The 8,634-nt window shown below is 61.6% G+C and carries 5 protein-coding genes; 4 read left to right on the top strand and 1 reads right to left on the bottom strand.

The genetic code is table 11. The annotated features are described in order from the left end of the window. Positions 1-978: 978 nt before the first annotated feature. From BM317_RS26550 to BM317_RS26535, 4 genes are all read left to right on the top strand, one after another. Positions 979-2,772, top strand: coding sequence for a DUF1302 domain-containing protein (locus BM317_RS26550; protein WP_092166114.1), 1,794 nt, complete (start codon positions 979-981; stop codon positions 2,770-2,772). A gap of 22 nt (positions 2,773-2,794) precedes the next feature. Next, on the top strand, positions 2,795-4,162 hold the full coding sequence (locus tag BM317_RS26545) for a DUF1329 domain-containing protein (protein ID WP_092166115.1): 1,368 nt from the start codon (positions 2,795-2,797) through the stop codon (positions 4,160-4,162). A 204-nt stretch (positions 4,163-4,366) separates the two neighbouring features. Further along, positions 4,367-6,916: a helix-turn-helix transcriptional regulator gene (locus BM317_RS26540; RefSeq protein WP_092166117.1), complete on the top strand. Its 2,550-nt coding sequence runs from the start codon at positions 4,367-4,369 to the stop codon at positions 6,914-6,916. 198 nt (positions 6,917-7,114) lie between these two features. Continuing rightward, the gene (locus BM317_RS26535) at positions 7,115-7,816 is read left to right on the top strand and encodes a hypothetical protein (RefSeq protein WP_092476866.1); all 702 of its coding nucleotides are present in this window, start codon (positions 7,115-7,117) and stop codon (positions 7,814-7,816) included. Here BM317_RS26535 and BM317_RS26530 read toward each other — a convergent pair. Next, a complete protein-coding gene (locus BM317_RS26530) occupies positions 7,781-8,602 on the bottom strand; it encodes an IclR family transcriptional regulator (protein WP_092166121.1) in 822 nt (273 codons plus the stop codon). The genes BM317_RS26535 and BM317_RS26530 overlap by 36 nt on opposite strands. Between the last annotated feature and the right edge of the window lie 32 nt (positions 8,603-8,634).

Below are 8,634 nucleotides of genomic sequence, written 5' to 3'. Positions count from 1 at the left end.
AAAGGCCCGATCCAGCAGCCCTTGCCCTGCGTTGTCGGATTCATCTTGCGGGCGATTGACCTCGTCGCTGATGGGGCTTCTCACGGTTTCACCGCTCGCGTCCTCACATCCGCCCCGCGTTTGGCAGGCATCTGACTTCCGGTCGTTCGCATCAACATGGCCTATAACGCTTTCTCTCGTTCGGCCCTTCGTCAAAAAAAAAAGACTACTACGGCCTCTGCTGACTTCTCGCTCCGGCTTGCACCGTCGCCCTTTCAGGCACAAGGCGAGATCTCCCCAGGTAAGAACGCAATCCTTCACCACACAACCGCCGGATTTACGCAGCCTGATCCTTGACCACAAGAACTTCGCGGTTTTATGCCCGCTCGCCCTGATCGGCTTCGCCTTCTATCCGGTTCTTGTACATCGGCTCATGGCTTCGATCCACGCTTCCTCCCCACACTCGGTCGCCCTCATGCAGTTGCGCTTCACTTCGTTCGCTGTGGTCAGCTTACGGCGGGACTTTCACCCACAAGATTGCGCCCATGCTGGGCGCACATAAAAAAGGCCGCTGCAAAAAGCAGCGGCCTAAGCGTGACGTTGCAAAGGAGCTACAAACCAACGTCGATAAACACGGGATGATGGACCGATGCACCAATCCATCCGAATGACGGTGCGCCAGGCTGGAGGGAAAGCCATGGCGACTTGCGCTTGCAGGCCCGTTGCCCTGCAAGCCCGGCCAGCATAGGGAACGAGCCCGACGGGAAACAGCCCGGATCCGGACATGCACCGTTGCAGGGCGCGTAACAGTCGCAGGCGGGGCAGGAATATGCGTGGCGCTGATGGCCCATCATCCAGTCCGTCCATGGGGCGCGCAAACGCCCGTCCCGCAGGGGCTGTAATCCTTTTGAGGTACAGCGCGAATACCTCCTTGGTGCGCTTATCGCCCATGGCGTGCGGCAGTAGGGTGAAGCCTCTGTCACTCACCGGGGAAGACGCATGACAACAATAACAATGCGCGCCATCTTCAAGCCGCAGGCGCTGGCCGTCGCGGTGGCCTTGGGTTGCTGTGCCCAGGCGCAGGCCGTTTCATTCAACATTGGCGAGATCGAGGGTCAGTTCGATTCCTCGCTGTCCGTGGGCGCGAGCTGGGGCATGCGCGATGCCGACAAGGATCTGGTCGGCACGGTCAACGGCGGGCGGGGCCAATCCTCCACCGGTGATGACGGACGGCTGAATTTCAAGAAAGGCGAGACCTTTTCCAAAATCTTCAAGGGCCTGCACGACCTCGAGCTCAAGTACGGCGATACCGGTGTGTTCGTGCGTGGCAAGTACTGGTACGACTTTGAACTCAAGGATGAGGGCCGCGAGTTCAAGGACATCAGCGACAGCAATCGCAAGGAAGGCGCCAAGTCCTCGGGGGCACAGATTCTCGATGCCTTTGTCTATCACAACTATTCCATCGCCGATTTGCCGGGCACCGTGCGCGCCGGCAAGCAGGTGGTCAGCTGGGGGGAAAGCACCTTCATCGGCAACTCCATCAACAGCATCAACCCGGTGGACGTGTCCGCGTTCCGTCGCCCCGGTGCGGAGATCAAGGAAGGCCTGATCCCGGTGAACATGCTGTTCGCCTCCCAGGGCCTGACCGACAAGCTCACCATCGAAGGTTTCTACCAGCTGGAGTGGGACCAGACCGTGGTGGATAACTGCGGCACGTTCTTCGGCAACGACGTGGTGGCCGACGGTTGCACCAGTGGCTACACCGTGGGCAGTCCGGCGATTGCGCCGTTCGTGCCCTTGACCCAGGCATTCGGCCAGGGGATCCAGGTGTCCAGCGAAGGGGTGATCATTCCCCGTGGCGGCGACCGCGACGCCCGCGATTCCGGCCAGTGGGGCACGGCGTTGCGCTGGCTTGGCGACGACACCGAGTACGGCCTGTACTTCATGAACTACCACAGCCGTACGCCTACCGTCGGAACCACCACGGCGGGGCTTTCGACGCTGGCGGCGTTGCCGGGAATGGTCGCGATCGCCAACGGCCTGGCCCCTGGCAGCGGTGCGGGTCTGGCGCAAAGCGTGATGCTGGGCCGTGGTGGGTACTACCTTGAATACCCGGAAGACATCCGCCTTTACGGCGCCAGTTTCTCCACGACGTTGCCCACCGGCACCGCCTGGACCGGGGAAATCAGCTACCGTCCCAACGCGCCGGTGCAGGTCAATACCAACGACCTGACCCTGGCCCTGGTCAATCCGATTGCCGGTGGCGCGGCATCGCCCATCGCGACCGCACCGGGAGCCGACAACACCGGTTACCGGCGCAAGGAAGTGACCCAGGTACAGAGCACCCTGACGCACTTCTTCGATCAGGTGCTGGGGGCTGATCGCCTGACGCTGGTCGGCGAAGCGGCGGTGGTGCATGTCGGTGGCCTGGAGTCCAAGGACAAGCTGCGTTATGGCCGTGACTCGGTCTATGGCCAATACGGCTTCCAGGGCGACACCGATGGTTTCGTCACCTCGACGTCCTGGGGCTATCGCGCCCGGGCGATCCTCGATTACTCCAACGTGATCGGCGGGGTGAACTTCAAGCCCAACGTGTCCTGGTCCCACGACGTGGCCGGCTATGGCCCCAACGGTCTGTTCAACGAAGGTGCCAAGGCCATCAGCGTTGGTGTCGATGCCGATTACCGCAACACCTACACCGCCAGCTTGAGCTACACCGACTTTTTTGGCGGCGATTACAACGTTCTCGAAGACCGCGATTTCCTCGCGCTGAGCTTCGGTGTGAACTTCTGATCTGGCTGACAAGGAAAACCCAATGCGCAAGATGATCCTGCAATGCGGTGCCCTGGCCTTGAGCCTGCTGGCGGCGAACGTGATGGCGGCGGTTTCGCCGGAGGAAGCGAATAAACTGGGCACCAGCCTCACGCCGTTGGGCGCGGAAAAAGCCGGCAATGCCGATGGCTCGATCCCGGCCTGGACCGGTGGCATCGCGAAAAACGCCGGGGCCGTGGACAGCAAGGGATTTTTGGCCGACCCGTTCGCCAATGAAAAACCGCTGTTCACCATCACTGCCGCGACCGTGGACAAGTACAAGGACAAACTCTCCGAAGGGCAAGTGGCGATGTTCAAACGCTACCCGGAGACCTACAAGATCCCGGTCTACCCGACCCATCGCAGCGTCGCGTTGCCGCCGGAAATCTACGAGTCGGCCAAGCGCAGCGCCCTCAACGTGACGTCCATCAACGACGGTAACGGCTTGTCCAACTTCACCGGCAACCGCTACTACGCCTTCCCGATCCCCAAGAACGGCGTGGAAGTCATATGGAACCACATCACCCGTTATCACGGCGGCAATCTGCGACGCATCATTACCCAGGCCACGCCACAGACCAATGGCAGCTTCACGCCGATCCGCTTCGAAGAAGAAATCGCCGTGCCCTTCCTGATCAAGGATGCCGACCCGGAAAAGGCCAGTAACGTACTGACCTATTTCAAGCAGGAGGTCACCGCCCCGGCACGCCTGGCCGGTAACGTGCTGCTGGTGCATGAAACCCTCGACCAGGTGAAGGAACCACGCCTGGCCTGGATCTACAACGCCGGCCAGCGCCGTGTGCGTCGTGCCCCGCAAGTGGCCTACGATGGGCCGGGCACCGCCGCCGACGGGTTGCGCACCTCCGACAACTTCGACCTGTTTTCCGGCGCGCCGGACCGCTACGACTGGAAGCTGGTCGGCAAAAAGGAAATGTACATCCCGTACAACAGCTACAAGCTCGACTCGCCCAGCCTCAAGTACGACGACGTGATCAAGGCCGGCCACATCAACCAGGACCTGACCCGCTATGAACTGCACCGGGTCTGGGAAGTGGTCGGGACGGTCAAGCCCAGCGAGCGGCATATCTACGCCAAACGCCACATGTACTTCGACGAAGACAGCTGGCAGGCGGCGCTGGTGGACCACTACGACGGCCGCGGTCAACTGTGGCGGGTGGCCGAAGGTCATGCCCAGTTCTACTACGACCATCAGAACCCGGGCTACACCCTGGAGGCGCTCTACGACATCATCGCCGGCCGCTACATCGCGCTGGGGATGAAGAACGAAGAGAAACACAGCTACGAGTACGGCTTCGAAGCCCGGGCAGCCGACTACACGCCGGCGGCGCTGCGCTCGACCGGGGTTCGGTAAGCACTGAGGGCTGGAAAGATGACTGTGGCGAGGGGATAAATCCCCTCGCCACAAACTGTGTCTGACTTGAAATGATCATGAACGACCGGCAGCCCCTTCTGCCGGTCGTTTTTTTATGGGCGCCAATCAGCGCGCTGAATACTTCTCCAAAGGTCGGCGACACAGGGCTAGGGTGGTGAGATAACAATAAACAGGATCACTCACATGACCGCCATGACTCCGTGTCCGGACCGTCCAGGATTGCTGCCTCGCCTGTCCTCGACGCATCTGCCGCGGCGGTCCTTGAGCGAGCCGCTGCTGGCTTCCGAGGCGCGGGTAAAATTGCTCTGCGCGCCGGCGGGCAGCGGCAAGAGTGCGTTGTTCGCCGAGTGCTTCCTGCAGGCGCCCAGTGACTGTCGGCTGCATTGGTTGCCCTTGGGGGGCGTGGCGTTGAGTGCGGCGCAAATGTGCGAGCACCTGGCGCAGACCCTCGGGCTGCCGGTGCTGGATGAAGCGGGTTTGTTGGCCCATCTGGCACGTTTGCAAACACCCACCTGGTTATTCCTGGACGACTATTGCCGGGTGCCGAACCCCGAGTTGGATCAACTGCTCGACCGTTTATTGAACACCAGCAGCCCGGCGTTGCACCTGTGGTTGAATGGCCGCCGCCGCCCCCACTGCAACTGGCCGCGACTGTTGCTCGATGACGAACTGCACGAGTTTGACCCGCAGGCATTGTTCTTCACCCCTGATGATGTCCAGCCACTGCTTCGTCATCTGCCCGCCCCCCAGGCTGCCCGCACGGCTCGCGAGGTGATTCAGCGCAATGGTGGCTGGTGTGCCGGGGTGCGCATCACCCTGCTTGAGCGCTGCGAATGGGCGCGCAGTCATGCGACACCGGGGCGGCCGAGGACCTTGCTCGACTACCTGGAGTACGAACTGTTCAGCACGCTGACCCCGGACCTGGCACAGGCCTGGCGCGTGCTGGCGCATCTGCCGCGGTTCAATGCCCGGCTGTGCGAGCACTTGTTCGGCGACACGGTGGGCGCCCAATGCCTGCCGTTGTTGCTGGAGTTGGGGTGTTTCATCGAGCCGTGGGAGCAGACCTCGGATTGGTTGCAAATCTTCCCGGCCCTGGCCCGGTTGGTGCGTGAAGAGCCTTGGTCCCAGGGGCGCTCCTGGCATCGACGGGCCTGTCAGTGGTTTGCCGCCGAGCAGGACTGGCAAATGGCGTTCGAGCAAGCCATGTTGGCCGAGGAGTTCGAGACCGCCGTCAGCTTTTTGCAGCATCTGAATTTCGAGCACGTCTTGCAGCGCCGTAACGCGGTGCTGTTGCTGAGCTTGCACGATCAACAAGGCGAAGCGCTGACCCTTGATACGCCGCAGTCGGTGGGGCTGGTCACCGCTGCGCTGTTGTTCGCCGGACGCTTCGATGAGGCGTCGACGTGCATCGAGCAACTGGCCAGGTTCCTGCCGCAGCCTTCGGCCTGTCGGCAGCGACAGGTGCTGGCCAGGTGGCTGGTCTTGCGCGGCTGGTTGCTGCACCTCTCGGGCGATGGCGAAGCGGCGCGCGAACATTTTCTCCAGGCCCAGGCCAGCCTGGACCCCGAGGCCTGGTCCCAACGGGTGCTGTGCCTGGGGGGGCTGACGCAGCAGGCGCTGCTGGCTGGCGAACTGGCCTCGGCGCAATGGATCAACCGCCAGGCGTTATGCCTGGCGCGTGCGCAGGGTTCGCTGGTCTTTGAAGGATTGCTGGAACTGGACCACGCCCAGGTCCTGGAGCAACGCGGCGCGCCGCATCGGGCCGATCATTTGCTGGCCGCCGTCCAGGCACTGCTGGATAAACCGGGCCAGGACTTTTCAGCGTTGTTGGGACGGATTGCCTTGCGGCGCGGGCGCCTGGCGTTGCGCATGGGCTTTGAGGAACGGGCCGCCGAGCACTTTCAAACGGGCTTGGAAACGGGCCTGCACAGCCAGGATAAACAGGTGCTCTATGGCTTCCTCGGCAAGGCCTGCCTGGCTGCCAACCAGGGCGACTACGGCGAGGCCTTCATGCACCTGCGCGATGCAGAGCGGGTCATGCAGCAGCGGCACATCCCCGACACCGTCTACCGTGGTGTGTTGTTGCAAACCAGCTGCCAGTTCTGGTTGCAACAGGGGCGGGCGGAACTGGCCCATGAAGCCTTGACCCGCGTCCTGCGGCATTTTCGCGGACCCCAGGCCAAGCACGCGCCTCCCGCGACCCTGGAGTTGATTGCGCGACTTGAATACCTGCTGGTGCTGGCCGAGGTCTACTTGCAGCGGGCACAGGCGCCACAAGCGCGCCTGCAGGCCATGATCGCCCAGGCGCAGCACGGTGAAATGCATAGCCTGGAAACCGAACTGCACCTGGTGCTGACGGAGGTCGTCTGGTTGTCCGGCGATCGTGCCCAGGCCCGGTCACTGTTGCGAGAGGGGCTCGAGCGAGTCACGTGCTGGCGGGCCCAGCAAGCGTTGTGCGAACTGGGCTTGCGCCAGCCCGAGTTGTTACGCTGGGGGCAATCGGCAGAACAGGTCGAGTCGCCCGTCACCGCCGAGGAGACGTTGCTCAGTCATCGCGAGTTGGAGGTTCTGGAGCTGATTGCCCAAGGGCATTCAAACCAACAGATCGCCGAACAGTTGTTCATCTCGTTGCACACGGTGAAAACCCATGCGCGTCGCATCCACAGCAAGTTGGGTGTGCAGCGACGTACCCAGGCGGTGGCAAAAGCCAAGGGCATGGGGGTGATGGGTTAGCTGCAATGAGTTGAAACTTCACGCTCGCTTACACTTGCTTTTTTACAGTCGGGCGCTGGCCTGTGTATAACGGCCCGACTTAAGTTCAACTTTTAAGTTGCCGCTTAAGTTGACCAGATGCCATGTTGTCGCATCAGGCGCACACCCCATAACGGCTCGAACAGGAAGTTCGAGTCCATGAAATGACAAGGATGTCTTATGAATACCCCGTTGTTTTCTTCTCACTCCGAAAGACTTCCAGCACTGAAAAACACCCGCGTGGATTTTGCCGTGCAAGTGCTATTGGATCATTACCTGGAACCATTGGGCGTCAACCCATTCACTGCCTATGTGAATACGTTGATGGACTTCCCCACGCTCGAAACAGGAACTTCTCGAACGTTATTCGAGGAAACGCTGGCCTGGGTTGAAAAGCAAAGCCCCCCAACCTACACGCAAGGAATCAGTAATGTGTTCAGCAGGCGTTATTCCTTTGCTGCCGAAGACCGGCTAAAGACGCTGGACTTGATCGCCTTTGAAAAAATCGTCATAGACGTCGTTGCAAGTTTGACGGAAAAACCTGCAATCGATTTATCCCCGCGTCCCCTCAGGCCATTGACCGCCGAGGATGTGCGCGGTGCCTTGAAAGTTCATGCGCCCAACATCTATCCGGAGGGCGTATACGTGACCAGCTTTATTGACCATGGCCCCGGCAGGCGCATGGTGTTGTCTTCCGAGCGGCTGGTTGAGTATCTACTGGGCCATTTCAAGAACGATGTGATTCCCTTCCATTCGAAGGGCAGCCACCAAGGTATTTATACCGTCGGCTTCAGCGGGGAGGAGCGTCACCTCCATCCGCAACTGATCACCCCGCATCTCAATGATCTAGTGATCAGGATTGTCCCGGATTTCCTGGGCTGATCCTGGACCCGCCTCATATCCCATCCGCCAACTCACGGCCCGGGTTGCCGCCAACAGTCGTTGCGCCGCCGGGCCGTTTTCGTCGGCATGGAACAGCGAGGTCGGGCCGACGATGGTCATCACGGCCTTCACCTCGCCGACCGCATTGAAGACCGGGGCGGACAAGGCGTCCACGCCCGGCATCAGCAAGCCATGCACATGGTGCAGGCCACGGCTGCGAATCTGCTCGCACAGGCTGGCATAGGCGCGATCATCGGCCAGGGCGTGGTGCTCGGTGCCTTGCACTTCCTGCTCGCGCAGGCCGATCGTCTCGCGCGCTGGCAGATAAGCGCTGAACACCAGCCCCGTGGACGAACTGAGCAGCGGCAACACCGATCCCAGTTGCGTCACCACGGTCACGGCCCGTACGGCAGGTTCGATACGCACCACGGTCGCGCCATGGTTGCCCCACACCGCCAGGAAGCAGGTTTCGTTCAAGTCATCGCGCAACTCGGCCAGGGGCAGGGCGGCCACTTGCAGCACGTCCATGCCGTTCAACGCGGCCAGGCCCACGCGCAGGGCCTCGCGGCCCAGGCCGTAGTGGTTGGTGGCAGCGTTCTGCTCGGCGAACCCGCTGGCGATCAAGGCCTGCAAGTAGCGATGGACCTTGCTCGCCGGCATCTGCACGTGCTCGGCCAGGCGCGACAGTGATGTGGAGGGGGAGAGTTCGGCCAGGGCCTTGAGAATGTCGGTGCCGACTTCGGCCGAGCGGACTTTCTGTTTACCGTTGCTGAGCGGGGTTTCCATGGAGGCGCAGGGTCCAGAGGCGAATGGGCGTC

The organism is Pseudomonas sp. NFACC24-1, from assembly GCF_900115235.1.
Classification (GTDB): Bacteria; Pseudomonadota; Gammaproteobacteria; order Pseudomonadales; family Pseudomonadaceae; genus Aquipseudomonas; species Aquipseudomonas fluorescens_AA.
The sequence above is the reverse complement of the archived record's forward strand: the minus strand, read 5'-3'. Positions and strand labels throughout refer to the sequence as shown.